Here is a 22,771-nt window from a genome sequence, read left to right as displayed (position 1 = left end):
CTTCGTCGCGTCGGACTCCGGTCGCGACCGCCTCGCGGCCGGTTGCCGGAAGACCCGGCCCGGATCCACGCGTCGCAGACGGCGTACCGGCGCCTGACCCGGCAGGATAGGGGAGTGCTCTACCGCGACGAGGCGATCGTGCTGCGCACCCACAAGCTGGGTGAGGCCGACCGCATCATCACGCTGCTGACCCGGCAGCACGGGCGGGTGCGCGCCGTCGCCAAGGGGGTACGCCGCACGACGTCCCGCTTCGGGTCGCGGCTCGAGCCGTTCACCCATGTCGACCTGCAGCTCGCGGAGGGCCGCAACCTGGACACGATCACCCAGGCCGAGACGCTCGCGCCGTACTCGAAGGGCCTCGGCCTCGACTACGACCGCTACACCGCCGGCACCGTGATGCTCGAGACCGCCGACCGGCTGGTGGCCGAGGAGCGGCAGCCGTCGCCGCAGCAGTTCCTGCTGCTGGTCGGCGGGCTGCGCGCGATGGTCGCCGGCGAGCACGGGCCGGGCCAGGTGCTCGACTCCCACCTGCTCCGCTCGCTGTCGGTCGCCGGCTACGCGCCGTCGTTCGAGCACTGCGCCCGCTGCGGCGCTCTGCCCAATTCGGTGCCGCACCGCTGGTTCAACCCGTCCATGGGCGGCGTGCTGTGCGCGACCTGCCGGGTGCCGGGCTCGGCCAGCCCCGCGCCCGAGACGATCGCGCTGCTCGGCGCGCTGCTCGCCGGCGACTGGGCGACCGTCGACGCCGCGCACCCGCGCCATCTGAAGGAGGCCAGCTCGCTGGTGGCGGCGTACCTCGCCTGGCACCTCGAGCGCGGTCTCAAGTCCCTCGCCTACGTCGAGCGCTGATGAGACGCAGCGTCCGGCCGCCCACCCCGCACCCGTCGGGCGCGCGGCCGCCGGCGATCCCGAGGGACCTGGTGCCGAGGCACGTCGCGATCGTCATGGACGGCAACGGCCGCTGGGCCAAGGAGCGCGGCCTCCCACGCACCCGGGGCCACGAGCAGGGCGAGCACTCGCTCTTCGACGTGGTCGAGGGCGCGATCGAGATCGGCGTGCGGGCGATCTCGGCGTACGCGTTCTCGACCGAGAACTGGTCGCGCTCGCCCGACGAGGTCCGGTTCCTCATGGGCTTCAACCGCGACGTGATCCGCCGGCGGCGTGACGAGATGCACGAGCTCGGCGTGCGCGTGCGCTGGGCCGGGCGCGCGCCCCGGCTGTGGAAGTCGGTCGTCAGGGAGCTCCAGGTCGCCGAGGAGCTCACCCGCCGCAACGACGTCCTCACGCTCACGATGTGCGTCAACTACGGCGGCCGCGCCGAGCTCGCCGACACCGCGCGGTCGATCGCGCGCGAGGTCGCGGCGGGCCGGCTCGACCCGGAGAGGGTCGACGAGCGCACCTTCGCCAAGCACCTCTACGTGCCGGAGGTCGGCGACGCCGACCTGGTCTGGCGCACGTCTGGGGAGCAGCGGCTGTCCAACTTCATGCTGTGGCAGGCGGCGTACTCCGAGCTCGTCTTCACCGACGTGCTGTGGCCCGACGTGGACCGGCGCCACCTCTGGCAGGCGATCGAGATCTACGCCCGCCGGGACCGCCGGTACGGCGGGGTTTGACCGTCGAGACACCCGGAATGGCCCTCGAACGGGCTCATCAGGGGCGATCCGGGGTGTCTCGACGAGTCAGGCCCGGTAGTCCCCGCACGACCATCGCTACCCTCGATCCGTGCTGGTGGTGAGCAGGTTCCGGGTGCCCGAGCCCGAGGGCGCGGCGTTCCGCGCCGACCTCGCGACCGCGCGGGACGCGCTCGCCGCGTGCGCGGGGTACGCCGGCGGCGAGATCGGCCGCAACGTCGACGACCCCGGGCTGTGGGTGCTGACCACCCGGTGGGCGAACGTCGGCAGCTACCGCCGCGCGCTGTCCTCCTACGACGTGAAGCTGCGCGCGGTGGCGGTGCTGTCGCGGGCGATCGAGGAGCCCTCGGCGTACGAGGACGCGGAGCCCGGGGCCACCCTCAACGAGGAGGCGCCGCGGTCGTTAGGCTGACGCCTCTCAGTTGCACTTACACACCCGCAGGAGCACCGCCGTGGCCAAGCCGCCGCCGTCCACCGTCGACCACGTCGTCTCGCTCGCCAAGCGCCGGGGCTTCGTCTACCCGTGCGGCGAGATCTACGGCGGCACCCGCTCCGCGTGGGACTACGGCCCGCTCGGCGTGGAGCTCAAGGAGAACATCAAGCGCCAGTGGTGGAAGTCGATGGTCACCATGCGCGACGACATCGTCGGCCTCGACTCCTCGATCATCCTGCCCCGCCAGGTGTGGGAGGCCAGCGGCCACGTCGACACGTTCACCGACCCGCTGACCGAGTGCCAGTCGTGCCACCGGCGGTTCCGCGCCGACCACCTCCAGGAGGAGGTCGCGGAGCGGAAGGCGCGCCAGGGCGAGGAGGTGAACCCCGACGACGTCGACCTCCGTGAGATCGCCTGCCCCAACTGCGGCACCCGCGGCGCGTGGACCGAGCCGCGCCAGTTCTCCGGCCTGCTCAAGACCTACCTCGGCGTCGTCGAGAACGAGGAGGGCCTGCACTACCTGCGCCCGGAGACCGCGCAGGGCATCTTCGTCAACTTCGCCAACGTGGTGACCTCGAGCCGGCAGAAGCCGCCGTTCGGCATCGCCCAGATCGGCAAGAGCTTCCGCAACGAGATCACGCCGGGCAACTTCATCTTCCGCACCCGCGAGTTCGAGCAGATGGAGATGGAGTTCTTCGTCAAGCCGGGCGAGGACGAGGAGTGGCACCAGTACTGGATCGACGAGCGCACCCGCTGGTACGTCGACCTGGGCATCGACCCCGACCACCTGCGCCACTACGAGCACCCGCAGGAGAAGCTCAGCCACTACTCCAAGCGCACCGTCGACATCGAGTACCGCTTCCGCTTCGCCGGCTCGGAGTGGGGCGAGCTCGAGGGCATCGCGAACCGCACCGACTTCGACCTCGGCACGCACGCCGAGCACTCCGGCCAGGACCTCTCGTACTTCGACCAGGCCAACGACGAGCGCTACACGCCGTACGTCATCGAGCCGGCCGCCGGCCTCTCGCGCAGCCTGATGACCTTCCTCGTGGACGCCTACACCGAGGACGAGGCGCCGAACACCAAGGGCGGCGTCGACAAGCGCACCGTGCTGCGCCTCGACCCACGGCTGGCGCCGGTCAAGGTCGCCGTGCTGCCGCTCTCGCGCAACGCCGACCTCTCGCCGAAGGCCCGGGACCTCGCGACGGAGCTGCGCCGGGCGGGCTGGAACGTCGACTTCGACGACTCCGGCGCGATCGGCCGGCGCTACCGCCGCCAGGACGAGATCGGTACGCCGTACTGCGTGACCGTCGACTTCGAGACCCTCGACGACCGGGCGGTCACGATCCGCGAGCGCGACACCATGCAGCAGGAGCGGGTCTCGCTGGATGCGGTGACGCCGTACTTCGCCGCGCGTTTCGTCGGCTGCTGAGCGGTTCCCGCGTGCAGAATGGCCGAATGACGAGGGCGCTCCTGGCCGGACTGGCCGTCCTGGCGGTGACGCTGGCGGGCTGCTCCTCCGACGACGGCGATCCGGGGTCCGGCGCCTCCGGCGCACCCGGCACGCCGTCCGACACCGCGGAGTATCTCGACGTCCCGGACGGGGTCGAGCTCACCGCGCCCGGCAGCCAGCTCGCGGTCGGCGACCACGCGGTCGTCGCCTACCAGCCGCGCCAGGGCCTGATCGGCGCGCTCGACATCCAGGTCCGCAGGCTCGAGCGGGTCCCGATCGGCGACCTGTCCGCCTGGCAGCTCAGCGCCGCGCAGCAGAAGTCCACGCCGTACTACGTCAGCGCGAGGATCGAGAACGTCGGCGACACCGACCTCGGCGGCCGCGAGGTGCCGCTCTACATCGTCAACGACGACAACGTGCTCGTGGAGCCCACGCCGTTCGCGAGCTCGTTCAAGCCCTGCCCGAGCACGCCGTTCCCGAAGAGGTTCAAGCCGGGCGCCTCGGTCCGCTCCTGCCTGGTCTTCCTCGCCCCCGACAAGGGCCGACTGGTCGCGGTGAGCTTCCGCCCCGACGAGACCTTCAACCCGATCACCTGGACCGGCGACATCGAGAAGCCCCAGAAGCCGAAGAAGGGCAAGGGCAAGAAGGGCTGACGGTGGTTGAGGTGCGAGGAGCGCCAGCGACGAGCCTCGAAACCACCCGCGCAGGCGATTTGGGCCCGCCGGTCGCCTCGCCGGACAATGGAGGCATGTCCGCCCTGCCCACCGCACCGATCCCGGGTCTGACCCTGGGGTCGCTGCGCGTCGACACGCCGGTCGTGCTCGCGCCGATGGCGGGCATCACCAACGCGGCGTACCGCCGCCTGTGCGCCGAGCAGGGCGCCGGCCTCTACGTCTGCGAGATGATCACCAGCCGCGGGCTGGTGGAGGGCGACCAGCACACCCGGGACATGCTGGTCTTCGACGAGCTGGAGACGGTGCGCTCGGTGCAGCTCTACGGCACCGACCCGGTCTACGTCGGCAAGGCCGCGGAGATCCTCTGCGCGGAGTACGGCGTCGCGCACATCGACCTCAACTTCGGCTGCCCGGTGCCCAAGGTGACCCGCAAGGGCGGCGGCGGCGCGCTGCCGTGGAAGCGCGGCCTGCTCGCCGAGATCCTCGAGCACGCGGTCGCCGCGGCCATGCCGTACGGCGTGCCGGTGACGATGAAGACCCGCAAGGGCATCGACGAGGACCACCTGACCTACCTCGACGCCGGCCGGATCGCCCAGGAGAGCGGGGTCGCCGCGATCGCCCTGCACGGGCGGACCGTGGCGCAGGCCTACTCCGGGGCCGCCGACTGGGACGCGATCGCGACCCTGGTCGAGCAGGTGGACATCCCGGTGCTCGGCAACGGCGACATCTGGGAGGCCGCCGACGCGATCCGGATGGTGGCGCAGACCGGGGCCGCGGGCGTGGTCGTCGGGCGCGGCTGCTTGGGCCGTCCGTGGCTCTTCCGCGACCTCGCCGCCGCGTTCGCGGCCCCCTCGCCGGTCGAGTCGGTCGAGCCGGTCGAGCCCACGGCGCTCCCGACGCTCGGTGAGGTGGCCGCGATGATGCGCCGCCACGCTGAGCTGCTGTGCCAGCACCTGGGGGAGGAGCGGGGCTGCAAGGAGCTCCGCAAGCACGTGTCCTGGTACCTCAAGGGCTTCCGCGCGGGCGGCGAGCTGCGCCGCTCGCTGGGCCTGGTCGACAGCCTCGCCGCGCTGGACCGGCTGCTGGCCGACCTGGACCCGAACGAGCCGTTCCCGGCCTCCGAGCTGGGCGCGCCGCGCGGCCGCCAGGGCTCCCCGCGAGGCCGGGTGGCGCTGCCCGAGGGCTGGCTCGACGAGGCCGACGGCAGCGGCTGCCACCTGCGCGAGGACGCCGGCGAGACCACCGGCGGGTGAGCCGGAGTACGGCGGATTTTCCGGCGAGATTGGGACACTCCACTCCCGCTGTGGTTGACTCGGCCGGGTCGTTGCCGTTTCGTGACCTGTCTCGGGAGTCACTGGCGACGTCAGACCCCCGTCAGCAACCAGCAAAGGATCAGCGCTGTGGCAGAGCACCGCCACAAGCGGGACACCGATGCCCGCCGCATGCCCCGTGCCGTCCTCGTGGCCGCTCCGCTCGCCGTCCTCGCGACCGCCTCCGCCGTCACGCTCGGCGTCGCGGCCGCGGAGCCCGAGATCCCGAACCTGATCGCGCAGGGGAGCGCGGCCGACCTCGGTGCCGCCGTCACGCGAGACGATGTCCTCTCCCGCAGCGCGCCCCGCGTCGCGGTGACACCGCTCCAGCAGGAGCTCCGGCAGCGGGTCGAGCGCCGGGCGGCACGCGCCGCCCGCGCCGAACGCGCGGCGACGACCCGAGCGGTGGCGAACGCCGAGCAGCGGCTGTGGACCACGACGGCCCTCGACCTCTGGTCCGACGAGACCCCGCAGGCCGACAAGCTCGGCGAGATCGACGCCGGCAAGCGGGTCCTGGTGACCGGCCGCAAGGCCGCTGACCGCGTCGAGATCGTCGTCGACGGCGAGTCCCGCTGGGTGAGCGCCGGCTATCTCTCCGAGGAGGAGCCGCTCACCCTCGGCGGCACCTGCGCGAACGGCACCTCGGTGCCGTCGGGGGTGGCCGAGGGCATCAAGAAGGTCCACGCCGCGGTCTGCGCCAACTTCCCGGAGATCACCACCTACGGCACCATCCGCTCCAGCGACGGCAGCTCCTGGCGCGAGGTGGACATCATGGTCTCCGGCGAGCGCGGCTGGCAGGTCGCCAACTTCGTGCGGGAGAACGCCGCCGCGCTCGGTGTCGAGTACGTCATCTACTCGCGCAACATCTGGTCGGTCCAGCGTGGCAGCGAGGGCTGGCGCGGCATGGAGGATCGCGGCTCGGTCACCCAGAACCACTACGACCACGTGCACGTCACGGCCTACGCCTGATGTCGGAAGTCGCATCTAACGTACGACTCACTCAAGCAGCCGAGGTTAGTCGCAAGCTGAGACCTACCGAGGAATCGCGGTGGCCGCGACGAGCGCAGCCAGCTCAGGATCCTGCGCCAACCGCGCGCGAGCCCGATGCAGACGGACCCGGGCCGTTCCTGGCCTCAGTCCCGTCGCCACCGCCGCCTCGGCAACCGAGAGCTGCTCCCACTCGGTGAGCTGGATCAGTTCGCGGTCGATCTCAGGCAACCGTGCCAGTGCGGCGCGAACAGCGCTTCCGACACTCTGGTCGGCCTCGTGGGCCGGCTGAGTCGCCAGCCGGGCTGCCTCCACTTCGGCGGCAGCATCACGAGACGTCCGGCGGCCGTGACTGAGCAGCAGACGCCGTGCTACCCCGAACAGCCACGCACGTCGCAGCCACTCCGCAGGAAGCCCGTCGCGCTTCTCCCACGCCACCACATAGACCTCCGCCAACAGGTCCGGCGCCTCGTCGCCGACACGCCGCCGCAGGAACGACAGCATCTCCGGCGACGTACGGCGATAGAGCGCCTCGAAGGCCGCCGGCGTGACGGACCCACGTCCCATCAGGGCCGCCGCCCCGTCGGGATCGCCTGCGGCAGGTCCGGCATCAGCGCGGGGTAGCAGAAGACGTTCCCATTCAATGCGGCACCCAGTGCGTCGACGTCGCCAGCCCTGACGGCCTTCTGGACCAACGTGAGGTAGTAGAACCGGCTGGGGTCGTCGACCTTGTGCACCGTCCCATCGGTCAAGCGGACCTCGGTGGTTCGCGTGGAGAGCTCGGTGTCGAGCGCGCGCACGGCCGACCAGTCGCCGGCTGCCTGCAGGGTTGACGCGGCGGTCTTGGCGGCCGCGTCGTCGCCATCGGCGATCGCCGCCGCCCAGGCATTGGACCACGAGCAGATCGCGTCGTCGGCGACGAACCCGCGCAGGGCACCGGTCGTCACCCGAGCACCGCCGAACTTTACCGGGATCCTCCCCTCCTCGATGTGGTACTGAGCCGAGATCGCCCGAGCCTTCTCGGACGGGAACGGGATGTCCGCCGTCTCCTCCAGCGTCACCTGGGGGAAGTCCTCGCCCTTGGGGTCGAGGTACTCGCCGGGGCCGGCCTTCCGGACGTCCTGCTTGCTGACGAACTCGCCGGTGCGAGAGCTGAACAGGCCGGTTGCTGCGGCGGTGGCCGCGCCGCCTCCGACCAACACCGCCGACGCCGCCACGATCGCCACCGCGCGCCCGTGCTTGCGGCGCCTCGGCGCGGTGTCGATCCGGCGAGCGATCCGGTCCCACGTCGCGTCCAGGTCGACCTCGCCGGATGCGGCATCAGCGGCCGCAGCCTCCATCAGTGCGCTGTGTGCCTCGCTCCAATCCCCAGCCTTCATGGTTCCTCCATCGAGTAGTGGGTCTCACCCATGTAGCGCCAGGGCGTTACACGCCGCCGGGTTCTCGCCGCCTACCTGACCACCATGAGACCATTCCGAGAGTTCGATCATCCGATGTCGCCGTCATGAGCCTGGGTTCACCGATCCCCGCCTGCTGCGCGCCACCACCCGCGTGCTGGGTCGAGTACGCCGCAGCGCACCCGGTGGCCAGAGGCGATGAGGAAGTCCGCGGCTCTCCCAACCTTTCGCACCCCGACTTCCGTCCAGGTGGATGAAGAGAGGGAAGGAGACGAGGCGTGTCACGAGACGAGGACTTCGGTGCGTACGTCGCCGGGAGACGGCCGCATCTGTACCGAAGCGCCTGGCTGCTCTGTGGCGATCCGCACCGAGCCGAGGACCTCGTTCAGGAGACGCTCACCAAGCTCTATCTCGCCTGGCCCCGCGTCTCCCGGGTCGGGAACATCGACGCCTACGTGCGTCGGATGCTGGTCAACGGGCACATCGACGACAGCCGCCGACCCTGGCGGCGAGAACGCCCGATGGCCGCGCCGCCGGACGCGCCGTCCTCGCCCGGGCCCGGCGAGGAGGCCGACGAGCTGTGGGTCGCGCTCGGCGCCCTCCCCGTGGGGCAGCGCCGCGTGGTGGTCCTGCGTCACTACTGGGGCCTGTCCGTCGACGAGACCGCCAACGACCTCGGCATCGGAATCGGCACCGTCAAGAGCCAGACCTCGGCCGCGCTCGCATCGCTGCGACGCCTCCTCCATCCCGAACCGGCCACGACCTCGGCGACCAACGCCCGCGACATCCCAGGAGAGAACCGATGAACGACCTCGACGTACTCACCGACCGCCTGCACGAGCTCGGACGACGCGCGCCCGTGCCGGCCGCCGACCCGCTCCACGACATCCGCCGTGGCCGGGCGGCACTGCGTCGCCGCCACGCCCGCGGTGCGGCGGGCGTCACCACGGCCCTCGTCGCCGTCGGTGCCGTCGCAACGAACGTACCGACCCTGCACTGGCCCGGGGGTGGTGGCGACACGGCTATCGCTCCCGCCGGTTCCCCGTCCGACGTCGCGTCCTCGACGCCGACAGCGTCACCATCGCCGGCCGAGAAGGATCCGTGCACGATCGAAGCCCCCAGCCCGAGTGCCACTGGCGGCCTGACCCTGAATGAGAATGGCGAAGGGATCGCATCCACAGAGGGTGAGGTGCCCGAGCTGCCCTTCGAGAACGACCCCGAGATCATCGCTGCGCAGCGTGCCTACCAGCAGGCGGCCGCGACCATCCTGGACCCGACCGGGGAACACATCGACCTCACCAGCAAGTTCAACAAGATCCTCGGAGGGGACGGAAGTTGGACCTGTGACCCGGCGACGGGTCCCCGGCTGACCGGCACCGGCACCAAGATCGGCTGGGAGAGCGGGGACGCGCTCGGATTGATCGACGTGGAGGTGGCCCTGACAGACGAGGAGGAGAAACCCACCTCGGCCGAGGAGCGATGGAGCGCCTACGAGGGCCGGTTGCCAGACGGCGTCACCAAGGCCCGAGTCGCCGAACACGGCTCCGACGGAGGCGGCAACACCGTCGTCGTCGAACGCACCGACGGGCTCACCATCGCCGTCACCACCGCCGGCACGTGGGGCAACAACATGCCTCCCGGCTCTCCGCCGGCCACCGACCTGCCGGGCGTCGACGAGCTGCTCACCCTCGCGGCCAGCCCGCTGCTCACCTTCCCAGGGCGCTGACCCGGCCTCCAGAGCCCCGGCCCCGCACGTCAAGAGACCGGGGCGCTGCCACACACCTGAGGGTGTGCCATCTAGCGAGTCCGTTCCGAAGGCAGCGTGAGCGCAGGTCAACCTTGTCGCGCCGACCGAGCACCCACGGAAGTCTCAGGCGAGCCAGTCTTGAACGGTTTGTCCGAAGTCACGGGGTCATGGCGAATCGTGCTGCCCGGCGTTTGCTGTGCGTGATGGCGACCGCGGGAGAAGCGATGCCACCTCGCGCAGGGCTGCTGCGGGCCCAACCAGGTAGCGAACCGTGCGCTCCACGACCGGGTGCTACCGGACGCCGAGCTCACCCAGGGTTGTGGGGATGGTGGCGCCCTGGCTGTTCTCCCATCCGTTCCACACCAGGAAGCCGCAGGGGCTGTCGATCAACTGGACGACGTCACTGCGGTCGGTCGCCGCAAGGATGTACGAAGGTGGCTCTTTCAGATCGATGCACTCGTTCTCCCCGCTTGCGCCACGGATGATCGGGTCACCCGGCCGGGCCCACGCATCGTCGAGCTCGGCGAGCTGGGTGGCGTCGAGCCGGATCGGCTCGAGATCCATGGGAACGGACTCGGCCCCTGGCGGCAGCTCGCATGCCACGGCGGCGACCAGTCGCTCACGTCCGGGACGGACCGTATCCCCGCGTTCCTCGGAGGTGCACGCGAGCTCGTCGTCGAACGGTCGGTCGTACGAGAGGCTGTCGCGCTGCCGATCCAGTGCCGCCAGATAGAGCTGTCGGACTGCTTCGCTGTCGATCCGACGTCCCTCGACCGTCACCAGCTGACAGCCGGGCGCTGCCACCAACACCCGTGTTCCGTCCGAGCGGTAGAACGCGAACGCCTGCCCGATGTACGGCCCCTCGTCGGTGGCGCAGTACGCGGGGAGCCCGGTGGGAAGGCCGCGTAGGTCGGCAGCAAAGCCGGCCAGGCCACGGACCAGTGCGTCGGCGTCCTCGAGCTGCGCGAGGTCATCGGGCGTCGGCTGCCAAGCCGTCTCTCCTCTCGGGTTCAGATCGGGGCACAGGCGCACCGCCACGACACCGTCGAGGTCGGTCACGGCACGGTTCGCGGTCTCGGGGTCCGGCAGCCGCGCCGGGCATGGCCTGGGGTCGTACGGCGACAGCGGACCGTCCGGCTTGTCGTTGGCGGAGGGCCGGGTCGCGACGTCGTTGGGGGACGGACGCGTACCGTCATCGCCGGTGAGTCCGGCAAGTGCCAGCGTTCCGACCACGATTGCCAACGCCGCCGCGCCACCGGCCGCGACCGACGCTCTATTTCGTCGTTCTCTGACCGCCCGGCGCCCGATCGCGGCCGGATCCGGGTCCGGAGCCTCGGGGACAGCCTGCCGCAGCAGGTCTCGCAGCCGCTGCTCACTCACGAGTCCTCCAGGAGTTCCGACACCCGCAGCGCCTTGAGCGCACGAGCGGTCTGGCTCTTGACGGTCCCGACGCTGACGCCGAGCGCGGCTGCGGTCTGGACCTCGGTGAGGTCGTCGTAGAACCGGAGCACGATCACCGCTCTCTGCCCGCGCGGCAACTGGGCCAACGCCGACAGGACGTCTTGTCGAACGGCCAGGTCGACATCCCGATTCCAGTCATCGGGCAGTGCGTCCGTCGGCACCTCGGCGGACCATCGGCGCCTGCGCCAGTCCGTGTAGGTCGACATCACCGCCCGACGGACGTACCCATCGACGGCGCCGTCGGCCGCGATCTGATCCCAGCGTCGCCAGCACTTCACGAGTGCCGTCTGCACCAGGTCCTCGGCCCTCTGGGCGTCTCCGGTCAGGAGCCATGCGCTTCGCCACAGGGCACGGCCGCGTGTCGCGACGTACTCCTCGAACGTCGGCGCCGCCTCCATGACCACAGCCTCACCCATCCACGACCTCCTGGTCGGACAACGAGGTGGGACTCGCGGATGGTTGTCATCCCACGGGTGGGGGTCTGCGCCCTGGTCTCCCGGGCATCCCCGTGGTTCGGATGCCGGTCCGGAGCAAGAGCAACTGCTGCGGCTCGCGGGCTCATTCGCCTCTCCTGCGGAGCGAGGTCGCCGTCGTCTCGACCCAGCGTCGTTGCCTGCGGGTCTCGACGGCGCGTCGGTGGTAGTGGGCGCGGACCCATGCCACCGCCTCCTCGGGTACGACGCCGCCCATGGTCGCCATCAGGGCGAGGGCCGTGCCGGTGCGACCGATCCCGCCGCCGCAGGCGACCTCGACGCGCTGCTCGCCGGCGCGCTCGTACGCCTCGCGCAACGCGTCCACCGCATCGTCGGCGGGGTCGGGCAGTCGGAGGTCGCGCCACCGGACCCAGCGATAGGGCCACCCCGGCACCTCCGGGTCGCGGCCGAGCAGGTAGACCGCGAAGTCCGGGGCGGGCACATCGCCGCGCGGCCGGCGCGCGGCAGCGCCGCGGATGCGACGCCCGTCCGGCAGCTCCACCACACCCTGCTCGTCGGTCCACCCGGCCACCCTTCGACGCTAGCCGCTCCCGGCCCCGGCGGCACGGCGCGCCGATCAGCGCACCGTGACCCGCACCGTGCCGATGGTGATCGGCTCGCCGTCGGCGGTGATGGTGACCGTGATGGTGCTGGTGCCGCGCTCGACGGCCTCCCACGAGCGCCCGTAGTTGGGCCCCTGCTCCCAGCCGTCGAGGGTCAGTGCGGTGCCCGAGACCTCGCCGGCCAGGGTGCCGATCCGCGGACCGTTCCCGTAGACCCAGACGGTCGAGCCGAGGTCGACGGTGAGCTCGCCGCCGGCCCGCAGCTCGGCGTCGCCGAGGCCCCGGTAGTCCATGCTGTCGCCGGGCCCGACGGAGTTGACCTCGACGCTCACCTCGTCCGCCGGCCCGCGGGGCTCCGCGACCTCGGTCATCGTCACCGTGTCGCCGGGCTCGAGCATGGTGCCCGGGCCCGGGCTGACGCCGAGCACGTAGCCGGCCTTGGACCCGGGACGCGACTCGGTGCGCACCTCGACCCGGAGGCCGGCGGCCTCGAGCGCCGTCCGGTAGGACTCGCCGGCGTCGTCGTCCTGGTGGCGGATGTTCGCGTCCTCGAAGCCGGGCACGGCGACCAGGTCCGGGACGACCCGGATCCACGACAGGATCTCGTCGACGCGCTCCGCGCTGGCCGCCTCGGCCCGGTACGACGCGTTCGCGGACGGGATGACCACCGTCCCGGCGCACCGGGTGTCCCCGCTCGTCTCGGCCGTGCAGGTCGTCTCGTCCCGCTGCGCGGGGACACCGTCGATCTCGATGCTCTCGACGGGCTGGAACATCCGCCGGTTCACGCCCCGCTCGATCCACACGCTCTCGAACACCGGAGCCCCGATCCAGCCACAGGTCTCGATGACCGCGACGTCGACGACCACCGTGGGCTCGGTCGCGGTGCCGCAGCGCAGCGCGTTGGTCGCCCAGCCCTGCGGTACGGCGATGGCCGTGCTGCCGACGCCGACCAGCCGGCGATCGGCCGGCACGGGATCGGATGCGGTGGTGCCCGTGGGGCCGGCGTCCGCCTGCTCGGGTGCCGGGCCCGGGACGAGCGCCGCGACGGAGGCGAGACCGCCGACCACGGCGACCACACCGAGCGCGGCGGCCGCGGCGCGCAGCCGGCCGCGACGCCGGCGCAGCCGGTCTGCACCGGTCCTCAGCTCGGACAGCGGCGGCGCGCCGACCGGGACGCGGTCGGCGGTGCGCTCCAGCAGCTCGGTCAGGTCTCGATCGGTCATCGGGTGCCTCGCAGGTCGGAGAGGTGGGGGTCGTCGGCGAGGAGCCGCAGCGCCCGGGACAGCCGGGACTTGACGGTGCCGGGAGCGACCCCGAGCACGGCGGCCATCTGCCGCTCGTCGAGGTTCGTGTAGTAGCGCAGCACGACCGCGATCCGGTGCTCCGGCGTCAGGCGTCGCAGCGAGCGGAGCACCGCGTCGGCGTCGTCGTACGCCGCCGTCGCGTCGTCGTGGTGCCCGTCGGGCGGCTCGGCCACGGGCCGCTCCCGCGTCCAGTGCCGCCGTCGCGCGGAGGTGAAGGTGTTGATGAGCACCCGGTGCACGTAGGCGTCCCGGTCGTCGGCGCGCGACACCTTCGACCAGTTGACGAGGCAGCGGACCAGGGCCGACTGCACGACGTCCTCGGCCTCGGTGGGAGAGCAGCCGAGCAGGACGGCCGTCCGGACCAGCCGCGGCCAGGACGCGGCGACGTACTCGCTGAACTCGCCGTCGCGCGTCTCCACGCCCGATAGACGCCTCGGGACGGGCCCGGGGTTCCACGTCCTAGAGTTCTGCTGCGATGACTGCCCAGGACCTCTACGACGACGCCGCGCGCGAGCGCCTCGTCGCCGAGCCGCCCAAGCGGGTGGACGCGCCGGAGCGCACCGCGTTCGAGCGCGACCGGGCCCGGCTGGTGCACGCGGCCGCGTCCCGCCGGCTCGCCGACAAGACGCAGGTGGTCGGGCCGCAGAGCCACGACTTCGTGCGCAACCGGCTCACGCACAGCCTCGAGGTCGCCCAGGTCGCGCGCGACCTCTCCCGTGCCCTCGGCAGCCAGCCCGACATCGCCGAGACCGCCGCGCTGGCCCACGATCTCGGACACCCGCCGTTCGGCCACAACGGCGAGCGGGTGCTGGCCGAGGTGGGGGAGGCCTGTGGCGGCTTCGAGGGCAACGCCCAGACCCTGCGGCTGCTCACGCGCCTCGAAGCCAAGACCGTCGACGCCGATGGTGCCTCGGTCGGGCTCAACCTCACCCGGGCGACCCTCGACGCGTGCACGAAGTACCCGTGGCTGCGCACCGACGCCGCGGCCGGCGCGAAGTTCGGGGTGTACGCCGACGACCTTCCGGTCTTCACCTGGATGCGCACCGGCGCGGTCGGCAGTCGGCAGTGTCTCGAGGCGCAGGTCATGGACCTCGCCGACGACGTCGCCTACTCCGTGCACGACGTCGAGGACGGCGTCGTGGCCGGCCGGGTCGACCTCACCGCCATCGATCACGCGGCGGTCTGGCAGACCGTCCGCGAGTGGTACCTGCCCGACGCCACCGACGACGTCCTCGACGCCACCCTGGCCGAGCTCCGGTCGGTCGACAGCTGGCCGGCCGCGCCGTACGACGGGAGCCGGGGCTCGCTCGCGGCGCTGAAGAACCTCACCAGCGACGTGATCGGCCGGTTCTGCGGGGCCGTGCAGCATGCGACGTTCGCGGCCAGCGACGGGCCGTTCGTGCGGTACGCCGCCGACCTGGTCGTCCCGGAGACGACCCGGCTGGAGATCGCGGTGCTCAAGGGCATCGCCGCCCACTACGTGATGCGGGCCGACGACCGGGTGGCCATCATGGAGGAGCAGCGCGAGCTGCTCGCCGAGCTCGTGGCCGTCCTGCTGGACCGGCCGGAGGCCATGGACCGCCCGTTCCGCGACGACTGGGCGGCCGCGGCCCACGACGCCGCCCGGCTGCGCGTGGTGATCGACCAGGTCGCCTCCCTCACCGACAGCGGCGCCGTCGCCCGGCACGCCGCACTGGAGGGAGCGCGATGACCGATCGCCTTGTCTGGCTGCCGTTCGACCCGGCCGAGCTGGGGGATCCGCCCGAGGGTCTGCGCTACGAGGTGGTCGACCCGACCGAGCGGGTGCCCGGCAGCGTGGGCGAGGTGCGGTTCTACGTCCCGCCCTACCAGGTCGGTCCGGCCGTCTCCGAGGTGCTGCCGCAGATGGCGAGCCTCGAGGTCGTGCAGACGCTGACCGCCGGGGTCGACAACCTCCGTGGCCACCTCCCCGACGGCGTGCTGCTCTGCAACGGGCGCGGCATCCACGACGCCTCGACCGCCGAGCTCGCGCTGACCCTGATCCTGGCGAGCCTGCGCGGCGTGCCCGGCTTCGTCCGCGACCAGGACCGGCGCCGCTGGCGCCCCGGCTGGCACCCGGCGCTGGCCGATCGGCGGGTGCTGATCGTCGGGTACGGCGCGGTCGGCGAGGCCGTCGAGCGGCGACTGCTCCCGTTCGAGGCCGAGGTGGTGCGGGTGGCTCGCCGCGCCCGCGACGGCGTCCACCCGATCGCCGACCTCCCACGGCTCCTGCCCGACGCGGACGTCGTCGTGCTCGTCGTACCTCTCACGGCGGAGACGCGCGGCCTGGTCGACGCCGGCTTCCTGGCGGCGATGAAGGACGGCGCCCTGCTGGTCAACGTCGCCCGCGGCGCGGTCGTCGACACCTCCGCGGTCGTCGCCGCGCTGCACGCCGGACGGCTGCACTACGCCACCGACGTCGCCGAGGTCGAGCCGCTGCCCGAGGACCATCCGCTCTGGGACGCGCCCAACCTCCTGGTCTCCCCGCACGTCGGCGGCGCGAGCAGCGCGATGTGGCCGCGCGCGTACCGGCTGGTCCGCGACCAGTTGCGCCGCTACGCCGCCGGCGAGGAGCTTGTGAACGTCATGTCCGGCGAGTACTGACCGCCGCATAGGATCGCCGCGTGGCCGGACGGATCCGCGAGGAGGACATCGCCGAGGTGCGCGAGAAGGCGCGCATCGACGACGTCGTCTCGCAGTACGTCACCCTCCGCAACGCCGGCGGCGGCTCCCAGAAGGGACTCTGCCCGTTCCACGACGAGAAGTCGCCGTCGTTCAACGTGAACCCCTCCCGGGGCTTCTTCCACTGTTTCGGCTGCTCCGAGGGTGGCGACGTCATCACCTTCCTGATGAAGATCGACGGGCTCAGCTTCGGCGAGGCCGTCGAGCGGCTCGCCGACAAGGTCGGCGTCGTGCTGCGCCGCGACGACGACGGCTTCGCGGCCGACAAGCCCAAGGGCCCGTCGCGCCGCCGGCTGCTCGAGGCGCACAAGGTCGCGCAGGAGTTCTACGCCGACGCGCTCGGTACGCCGGAGGCGCTGGTCGCTCGGCAGTTCCTGGCCGAGCGCGGGTTCGACCAGGGAGCCGCCGAGACGTTCGGCATCGGCTTCGCGCCGGCCGAGGGCCGAGCGCTCAACCAGGTGCTGCGCGGCAGGGGCTTCAGCACCGAGGAGATGACCGTCGGCGGCCTGATCGGACCGTCGGGCTACGACCGCTTCCGCGGCCGGCTGCTCTGGCCGATCCGCGAGTCCAGCGGCGAGACGATCGGCTTCGGCGCCCGCCGGCTCTTCGACGACGACCGGATCGAGGCCAAGTACCTCAACACCTCCGAGACGCCGATCTACAAGAAGAGCCACGTCCTCTACGGCATCGACCTGGCCCGCCGCGAGATCGGCCGCTCCTCGCAGGCGGTCATCGTCGAGGGCTACACCGACGTGATGGCCTGCCACCTCTCCGGCGTCGGCACTGCGGTCGCCACGTGCGGCACCGCGTTCGGCGACGACCACGCCCGGGTGCTGCGGCGCTTCCTCAACGACCACGAGGAGTTCCGCGGCGAGGTCGTCTTCACCTTCGACGGCGACGCGGCCGGGCAGAAGGCCGCGCTGCGCGCCTTCGGCGGCGACCAGAACTTCGTGTCCCAGACGTACGTCGCCGTCGAGCCGGACGGCCTCGACCCCTGCGACCTGCGGATCGAGAAGGGCGATGCCGCCGTGCGCGAGCTGGTCGCCCGCCGGGTGCCGCTCTACCGGTTCGTGCTCGGCAACGTCGTCGCCAAGTACGACCTGGACCGCGCCGACGGCCGCGTCGACGCGCTCCGCGAGGGCGCCCGGCTGGTGTCGAGCATCCGCGACCGGTCCAAGGTCGACGCGTTCTCCCGCGAGCTCGCCGGCATGGTGGGGCTCGACGTCGACGACGCCCGGGCGGAGGTCCGGCGGGCGCAGCGCCGGCGCCCGGGGCAGGAGCCCGCGGCGGCCGGACCCCGGAGCGCCCTGCCGAGCCTGTCGGATCCGCGGTTCGCGATCGAGCGCGAGGCGCTGATGCTGGTGATCCAGCACCCGATGACGATCGGGCGGCTCAGCGCGGACCTCGGCGCCGAGGACTTCACGCACCCGGTCTTCCGCGCGGTGTTCGAGCTGGTCGCCGCGGCCGGCGGGGTCGGGGCCGGCGTGGGGGACGCCGGCTGGGCCACCCGGCTCCGCGACGCCGCCCAGGACCCGGCGGTCTCCTCGGCGATCAGCGCCCTGGCGGTCGAGCCGCTGAAGCGGCAGCCGGACGCCGCCTACTTCACCGAGTACCTGCTGCGCCTGCAGGAGCTCACCGCCACCCGCCGGATCGCGGGCATCAAGTCCAGGCTCCAGCGCACCAACCCGGTCGACGAGCCGGACGCCTTCAACAAGATGTTCGGGGAGCTGGCCGCGCTCGAGGCCCACCGCCGCGGGCTGCTCGACCAGCTCACGGGGGCGATCCAGTGAGGCGGCGTACCCCGGTCCGCGTGGAGCGCGGCGAGCGGCTGCTCGCCGACGCGGCCGCCGAGGGGGCGCACCTCGGCGGCACCCGTGACGCGCTCTACGTCGTGCGCCCGCTCGGCACCGCGCTCGCGCTGGAGGAGACGCTGCGGATCCCGTGGGAGGACGTCCAGGCCGCCGACTGGGACGCCGACGCCTCGACGCTGCGGGTCAGCGAGGTCGGCACCTGGGGCGAGCAGCGCCCCGAGCACGCCTTCACGCTGCCCGAGCCGGGCCGCCTCCTCGAGCTCGTCCGCGAGCGCGTCACGGCCAGCGTCGTCCTCCAGCGGCACGTGCCGATCCGCGGCCGCCAAGGGGTGCGCGTGATCGCCCGCCGGGCCCCACGCGGCGACCAGCCGGTGCGCTGGATCTACGAGTACGACGCCGGCGTCGATCCCGCCGACCCGGCCGTCCAGCACGCCGCCGAGGAGGCGCTCGCCGCCGCGCAGGCCGAGGTGGGGCTCGATTTTTCCTGACGGACGGTGATTGCTAGCCTGTGCGGGCTGCACCCGATCCCCTGTAGCTCAACTGGCAGAGCATTCGGCTGTTAACCGGAGGGTTGTTGGTTCGAGTCCAACCGGGGGAGCCAGCAAGAGGGCCGCTGACCTGCGGGAACGTAGGTCAGCGGCCCTCTGCCATTCGAGCCTGTCGAGTTCCGTGAGGTCGTCGTCAACGGGCCAGGGTCTACGAGATCGTGCTGCGCGAGGGTGGTCCCGAAGACATGCTCGGGTACGTCGACGGAACTCTGCTTGTCGACCTGTGGGACGGCCTCGTCCTGCCAGCCGACATTCTGTGCCGCTTGGAGTCGTGTGCACTGGTCCGGCTGCTGAGTCGTCGGATGAGCCAGGCCGACGGTCCGAGGACGGTTCAGCTTGTGGTGGCGCAGATCGGTCTACCGCTTGCTGTCTGCGGCGGCCAGGCCGCGGCGGAGATGGTCCGTCGAAGCACTCCCGCCGATCTGCTCACTGCACACTCCCGGATCAGCGAAGCGGTACGCCGGGTACGATCCAAGAGACGGTGCCCGACATGGTTTGCGTCCAGACGACTTCAGTCGGAGTGCGTCCACGGATCTGGCTTCCCTGCTCACTCGCCGCGACCTCGACGACCGTTTGAGCGCGTTGAGCACCCAGGAGGCGCCACCCGTCTTGGTTCGATATCAACCGGACCGGTCCGTCCGAGCGCATCTCGATGATGCCTGTTCGTGTGGTCTCGCCGGGTCCTGCGAAGACAGTGACGAGTGGCCACAGAACGACTGCCTGGCGTTCCTCAGGTCCGGGGCACCCGCGCCGCCCGGATGCCGTTGAGGATCACGACGACCTCGGCGACCTCGTGGACCAGCACCACCTCGGCGAGCGAGAGCACGCCGAGGATCGCGAGCGGGACCAGGACGACGACGATCGCCAGGGCCAGGCCGATGTTGACGGTCATCAGCCGGCGGCCGCGACGGGCATGGTCGAGGGCGCGGGGGAGCAGGCGCAGGTCGCTGCCGGTGAACGCCACGTCGGCGGACTCGACGGCCGCCGCCGAGCCGGTCGCGCCCATGGCGATCCCGACGGTCGCGGCGGCCAGCGCCGGCGCGTCGTTGATGCCGTCGCCGATCATCGCCGTCGGTGCCATCCGAGACGAGGCGCCGACGGCCGCCGCCTTGTCCGCGGGCAGCTGCTCGGGGCGTACGTCGGCGATGCCGACCTCGGCCGCCACCGCGGCTGCGGTTCGGGCGTTGTCGCCGGTCAGCATCATCGTCGCGATACCCCGTGAGCCCAGCAGACGAACGGTCTCGGCGGCCTCCGCCCGCGGCTCGTCGCGTACGCCGATGGCGCCGACGACCGCGTCGTCGGCCTCGACCACGACTACGCTCATGCCGCGATCTGTCATGGCGTCCACCTGGTCGGCCAGGGCCGTGGCCGGCACCCACCGGGGACTGCCGAGACGCACCGGCTCGCCGGACACGACACCGCTCACGCCGTACCCCGCATGCTCCTCGACCTGCGCTGCGGCGGGTGCGGGACCTGCTGCGGCGACGATCGCCTCCGCGAGCGGGTGGGTGCTCGTGGCCTCGAGCGCCGCGGCGAGGCCGAGCACCTCGGCGTCGGTGCGCCCCTCGGCGACGTGCACCTCGACGACCTCGGGTCGGTTGCGGGTGAGCGTGCCCGTCTTGTCGAACGCGACCCGACGGATCGTGCCGAGCTCCTCGAAGGCGATCCCCGACTTGATGACCACGCCGAGGCGGCTGGCCGCCCCGATCGCGGAGATGACCGTCACCGGGACCGCGATCGCCATCGCGCACGGTGAGGCCGCCACGAGCACGACCAGCGCGCGCTCGATCCACAGGCCCGGATCGCCGACGAGCGAGCCGACCAGCGCGACGAACCCGGCGAGCAGCAGGACCGCGGGCACCATCGGCCGGGCGATCCGGTCGGCGAGGCGGGCGCGCTCGCCCTTGCGGGCGTGCGCCTCCTCGACGAGGCGCACGATCTGGGTGAGCGAGTTGTCCCGGCCATCGGCCGTGGCCTCCAGGCGCAGGGTCGCCGAGCCGTTGACCGACCCGGCCAGGACCCGGTCTCCCGGGCCGACCTCGACCGGGATCGACTCCCCGGTCACCGCGGAGTTGTCGACGCTGGAGCGGCCGGTCGTCACGGTGCCGTCCGTCGCGAGCCGTTCGCCCGCGCCGACCACCAGGACGTCTCCGGCCCGGACCTCGGTGGCCGGGACGGTCAGGTCCACGCCGTCGCGGGAGATCCGCGCCGTGGCCGGGATCAGCGAGAGCAGCGACCGCAGGCCGTGCTGGGCCCGGTCCATCGCCCGCTCCTCGAGCGCCTCGGCGATCGAGAAGAGGAACGCCAGCGCGGCCGCCTCGCCGACCTTGCCGAGCAGCACCGCCCCGATCGCGGCGATCGTCATCAGCAGGCCGACACCCAGCCGGCCGTGGGCGAGTCGTCGCAGCGCGCCGGGCACGAACGTCCAGGCGCCGGTGAGCAGGGCGCCCGTCTCGGCCACCAGCGCGGGCCGATCGGCACCGGTCGGGGTCAACACGAAGCCGACCGCCAGCAGGAGCCCCGAGACCGCCGGCAGCAGGAGTGCTCGGTCCCGCCACCACGGCGCCATCGGCTCGAGCACCAGGTCGGCGGCCGGGTCGACCGGCCTGGGTCCGCAGCAGTCGTCGACCTCCGCGCGCTCGGCCACGGCGACCCGCGGCGGACCGAGGGTCAGTGTCACCGGCTCGTCCGGACCGCAACACTCCCGGCTCACCGGGCTGCCCCGGGGCCGCAGCACAGGGGTACGTCGCAGTCCGCGTCGTCGCACGGCACGCCGTCGTCGACGGTCAGCACCACGTCGACCAGGACGTCCAGCGCCCGGGTCAGGTGCGGGTCCGCGATCTCGTAGCGGGTCTGGCGACCCTCGGGCACGGCGACGACGACGCCGCAGCCGCGCAGGCAGGCGAGGTGGTTGGAGACGTTGGTGCGGGTCAGGCCGAGGTCGTCGGCCAGCCGCGCCGGATAGCCCGGGGTCTCCAGCAGGCTCAGCAGGATGCGGGCCCGGGTCGGGTCGGCCAGTGCCCGGCCGAGCCGGTTCATGACGTCGACCCGCGACGGAATGGTCAGCATGCGCTGAACTGTACAGCGACGGCTGACCTCTCGGGTCGAGGGTCGACGTGGGGCAGGACGGCCCCGGATCGTCTCGCCCAGGACCGGCTGGAGCCGAGTCCGGTACGGCGGTCACCCGCTGCCCCTCGTTCACACCAGCCCGTCTCGGGGCTGGCCCTCGGCGGCACCGGGCGCCAGCACGGGTGCCAGGCGTACCAGGATGACCATGGCGACCAGCTCGACCATGGTCTGGGTGACCACCGCCAGCGGCGCGATGCCGAGGGCGCCGGGGAGCGCGAGCGCGAGGGGAAGCACGACCAGGGAGTTGCGCGTCGCGACCGAGAACATGACGGCCCGGGTGGCCGGTGGGTCGAGGCGCACCACCCGCCCGGCGAGCCTGCCGATGAGGACAGCCAGCACGACGAAGGCCGCGTAGATCGGGACCAGCCGCGCCAGGTCCGTCACCTGCGAGCCGACTGCGGCGATCTGGGAGCCGATCACCACAGCCAGGGTCGCCATCATCAGTGGCACCATCGCACCGGCCATCGCGGTCTCGACGAGACGACCAGACCGGTGCCGGCGTCCCACCGCCTGCACGATCGCGGCGAGGCTCAGCGGCGCGACGATGAGCACCAGGAACGCCTCGACGAAGGGTCCGGTGTCGACGATGTCCAGCACCTGCCTGCCGACGAACAGGTACAGGTAGAGCGGCAGGAGGAGCATCTGCGCAAGCATGAGCAGCGGTGCTGCCGCCAGCAGACGAGCCCGGGCGCCGCCGGCGAGTCCGGTGAACACGATGACGTAGTCGATGCACGGCGTGAGCAGCACCAGGAGCACTCCGAGCAGCAGGCCGCGGTCGTCGACGACGAACCGAGACAGCGCGAAGGCGACGACCGGGACGACCACGAAGTTGCCGACCACCACCGTCAGCAGGAATCGCACGTCCCGGACGGCATGGCCGAGCTCGGCCAGCGGAACGCCGAGGAAGGTCGCGAACAGCAGCAGGGCCAGGGCGGGGTTGATGGCGTGCTCCAGCGCCGGTGCTGTGCCGGGCGCTCCCAGCCCGACGAGGGCACCGGCCAGGATCGCGGCGAGGTACAGCGGAACCTGGTAGCGGTCCCACCGCTCGACCAACCTCCCCACCCGCATCGTGCCGACCGGCCCGCTCACTCGCCGCGGCACGAGTCGCCGCTGCCGGGGCACGTCAGACGTCGATCGACCTCGTCGAGGC

At 72.1% G+C, this 22,771-nt stretch carries 23 protein-coding genes and 1 tRNA gene; 14 read left to right on the top strand and 10 right to left on the bottom strand.

Translation table 11 applies throughout. The features are described 5' to 3' along the window. Nucleotides 1-114 precede the first annotated feature (114 nt). The 7 genes from recO to ACYVKX_RS21860 all read left to right on the top strand — a co-directional run bounded on the left by recO (nt 115) and on the right by ACYVKX_RS21860 (nt 6,470). A complete protein-coding gene (recO, locus tag ACYVKX_RS21890; protein ID WP_460835814.1) occupies nt 115-849 on the top strand; it encodes a DNA repair protein RecO in 735 nt (244 codons plus the stop codon). After that, entirely contained in the window at nt 849-1,613 is a 765-nt protein-coding gene (locus ACYVKX_RS21885; RefSeq protein ID WP_460835813.1) for an isoprenyl transferase, read from the top strand. Before recO ends, ACYVKX_RS21885 begins: the two co-directional genes overlap by 1 nt. A 109-nt stretch (nt 1,614-1,722) precedes the next feature. Further along, nucleotides 1,723-2,043 carry an antibiotic biosynthesis monooxygenase family protein gene (locus tag ACYVKX_RS21880; protein WP_460835812.1) on the top strand — a complete coding sequence of 107 codons (321 nt, stop codon included), beginning with the start codon at nt 1,723-1,725 and terminating at the stop codon, nt 2,041-2,043. A gap of 40 nt (nt 2,044-2,083) precedes the next feature. Next, nucleotides 2,084-3,496 (top strand): glycine--tRNA ligase, encoded by a 1,413-nt coding sequence (locus tag ACYVKX_RS21875; RefSeq protein ID WP_460835811.1) that lies wholly within the window; start codon nt 2,084-2,086, stop codon nt 3,494-3,496. Between the two features lie 26 nt (nt 3,497-3,522). Beyond that, nucleotides 3,523-4,170, top strand: a complete 648-nt coding sequence (locus ACYVKX_RS21870) for a hypothetical protein (RefSeq protein WP_460835810.1) — start codon at nt 3,523-3,525, stop codon at nt 4,168-4,170. Nucleotides 4,171-4,265: 95 nt separating this feature from the next. Continuing rightward, nucleotides 4,266-5,444, top strand: a complete 1,179-nt coding sequence (gene dusB, locus ACYVKX_RS21865; RefSeq protein WP_460835809.1) for a tRNA dihydrouridine synthase DusB — start codon at nt 4,266-4,268, stop codon at nt 5,442-5,444. Nucleotides 5,445-5,591: 147 nt separating this feature from the next. After that, on the top strand, nt 5,592-6,470 hold the full coding sequence (locus ACYVKX_RS21860) for a hypothetical protein (RefSeq protein ID WP_460835808.1): 879 nt from the start codon (nt 5,592-5,594) through the stop codon (nt 6,468-6,470). Between the two features lie 63 nt (nt 6,471-6,533). Here ACYVKX_RS21860 and ACYVKX_RS21855 read toward each other — a convergent pair whose 3' ends face one another. Together ACYVKX_RS21855 and ACYVKX_RS21850 are read right to left on the bottom strand one after the other, a co-directional pair. Further along, entirely contained in the window at nt 6,534-7,055 is a 522-nt protein-coding gene (locus ACYVKX_RS21855) for an RNA polymerase sigma factor (protein ID WP_460835807.1), read from the bottom strand. Then, nucleotides 7,055-7,867, bottom strand: a complete 813-nt coding sequence (locus ACYVKX_RS21850) for a hypothetical protein (protein WP_460835806.1) — start codon at nt 7,865-7,867, stop codon at nt 7,055-7,057. Before ACYVKX_RS21850 ends, ACYVKX_RS21855 begins: the two co-directional genes overlap by 1 nt. A gap of 296 nt (nt 7,868-8,163) precedes the next feature. Here ACYVKX_RS21850 and ACYVKX_RS21845 point away from each other — a divergent pair, with 296 nt between their 5' ends. Then, entirely contained in the window at nt 8,164-8,691 is a 528-nt protein-coding gene (locus ACYVKX_RS21845) for a SigE family RNA polymerase sigma factor (RefSeq protein WP_460835805.1), read from the top strand. Next, on the top strand, nt 8,688-9,611 hold the full coding sequence (locus ACYVKX_RS21840; RefSeq protein ID WP_460835804.1) for a hypothetical protein: 924 nt from the start codon (nt 8,688-8,690) through the stop codon (nt 9,609-9,611). Before ACYVKX_RS21845 ends, ACYVKX_RS21840 begins: the two co-directional genes overlap by 4 nt. Before the next feature lie 312 nt (nt 9,612-9,923). Here the strand turns inward: ACYVKX_RS21840 and ACYVKX_RS21835 are convergent, their stop codons facing one another. The 5 genes from ACYVKX_RS21835 to ACYVKX_RS21815 form a co-directional block, all read right to left on the bottom strand. After that, nucleotides 9,924-11,012, bottom strand: a complete 1,089-nt coding sequence (locus ACYVKX_RS21835) for a hypothetical protein (protein WP_460835803.1) — start codon at nt 11,010-11,012, stop codon at nt 9,924-9,926. Next, nucleotides 11,009-11,509 carry a SigE family RNA polymerase sigma factor gene (locus ACYVKX_RS21830; protein ID WP_460835802.1) on the bottom strand — a complete coding sequence of 167 codons (501 nt, stop codon included), beginning with the start codon at nt 11,507-11,509 and terminating at the stop codon, nt 11,009-11,011. Before ACYVKX_RS21830 ends, ACYVKX_RS21835 begins: the two co-directional genes overlap by 4 nt. Before the next feature lie 142 nt (nt 11,510-11,651). Then, on the bottom strand, nt 11,652-12,098 hold the full coding sequence (locus ACYVKX_RS21825) for a protein-tyrosine phosphatase family protein (protein WP_460835801.1): 447 nt from the start codon (nt 12,096-12,098) through the stop codon (nt 11,652-11,654). Between the two features lie 45 nt (nt 12,099-12,143). Then, nucleotides 12,144-13,352 carry a PASTA domain-containing protein gene (locus ACYVKX_RS21820; RefSeq protein WP_460835800.1) on the bottom strand — a complete coding sequence of 403 codons (1,209 nt, stop codon included), beginning with the start codon at nt 13,350-13,352 and terminating at the stop codon, nt 12,144-12,146. Beyond that, nucleotides 13,349-13,852, bottom strand: a complete 504-nt coding sequence (locus tag ACYVKX_RS21815; protein WP_460835799.1) for a SigE family RNA polymerase sigma factor — start codon at nt 13,850-13,852, stop codon at nt 13,349-13,351. Before ACYVKX_RS21815 ends, ACYVKX_RS21820 begins: the two co-directional genes overlap by 4 nt. A gap of 56 nt (nt 13,853-13,908) precedes the next feature. Here ACYVKX_RS21815 and ACYVKX_RS21810 point away from each other — a divergent pair, with 56 nt between their 5' ends. From ACYVKX_RS21810 to ACYVKX_RS21790, 5 genes are all read left to right on the top strand, one after another. Beyond that, a complete protein-coding gene (locus tag ACYVKX_RS21810) occupies nt 13,909-15,144 on the top strand; it encodes a deoxyguanosinetriphosphate triphosphohydrolase (RefSeq protein ID WP_460835798.1) in 1,236 nt (411 codons plus the stop codon). Next, a complete protein-coding gene (locus ACYVKX_RS21805) occupies nt 15,141-16,055 on the top strand; it encodes a 2-hydroxyacid dehydrogenase (RefSeq protein WP_460835797.1) in 915 nt (304 codons plus the stop codon). The genes ACYVKX_RS21810 and ACYVKX_RS21805 overlap by 4 nt, the downstream gene beginning before the upstream one ends. A 20-nt stretch (nt 16,056-16,075) precedes the next feature. Further along, a complete protein-coding gene (gene dnaG / locus ACYVKX_RS21800) occupies nt 16,076-17,923 on the top strand; it encodes a DNA primase (protein ID WP_460835796.1) in 1,848 nt (615 codons plus the stop codon). A gap of 20 nt (nt 17,924-17,943) precedes the next feature. Further along, nucleotides 17,944-18,432, top strand: coding sequence for a hypothetical protein (locus ACYVKX_RS21795; RefSeq protein WP_460835795.1), 489 nt, complete (start codon nt 17,944-17,946; stop codon nt 18,430-18,432). A 37-nt stretch (nt 18,433-18,469) separates the two neighbouring features. Further along, nucleotides 18,470-18,545: transfer RNA gene (locus ACYVKX_RS21790), tRNA-Asn, on the top strand. Between the two features lie 677 nt (nt 18,546-19,222). Here ACYVKX_RS21790 and ACYVKX_RS21785 read toward each other — a convergent pair. The 3 genes from ACYVKX_RS21785 to ACYVKX_RS21775 all read right to left on the bottom strand — a co-directional run bounded on the left by ACYVKX_RS21785 (nt 19,223) and on the right by ACYVKX_RS21775 (nt 22,722). Then, nucleotides 19,223-21,172 carry a heavy metal translocating P-type ATPase gene (locus ACYVKX_RS21785; protein WP_460835794.1) on the bottom strand — a complete coding sequence of 650 codons (1,950 nt, stop codon included), beginning with the start codon at nt 21,170-21,172 and terminating at the stop codon, nt 19,223-19,225. A gap of 29 nt (nt 21,173-21,201) precedes the next feature. Continuing rightward, entirely contained in the window at nt 21,202-21,561 is a 360-nt protein-coding gene (cmtR, locus tag ACYVKX_RS21780; RefSeq protein ID WP_460835793.1) for a Cd(II)/Pb(II)-sensing metalloregulatory transcriptional regulator CmtR, read from the bottom strand. Between the two features lie 129 nt (nt 21,562-21,690). Continuing rightward, nucleotides 21,691-22,722, bottom strand: a complete 1,032-nt coding sequence (locus ACYVKX_RS21775) for a bile acid:sodium symporter (protein WP_460835792.1) — start codon at nt 22,720-22,722, stop codon at nt 21,691-21,693. Between the last annotated feature and the right edge of the window lie 49 nt (nt 22,723-22,771).

It is taken from the genome of Nocardioides hungaricus, assembly GCF_054782915.1.
This window is presented reverse-complemented; position numbering and strand designations above follow the sequence as displayed.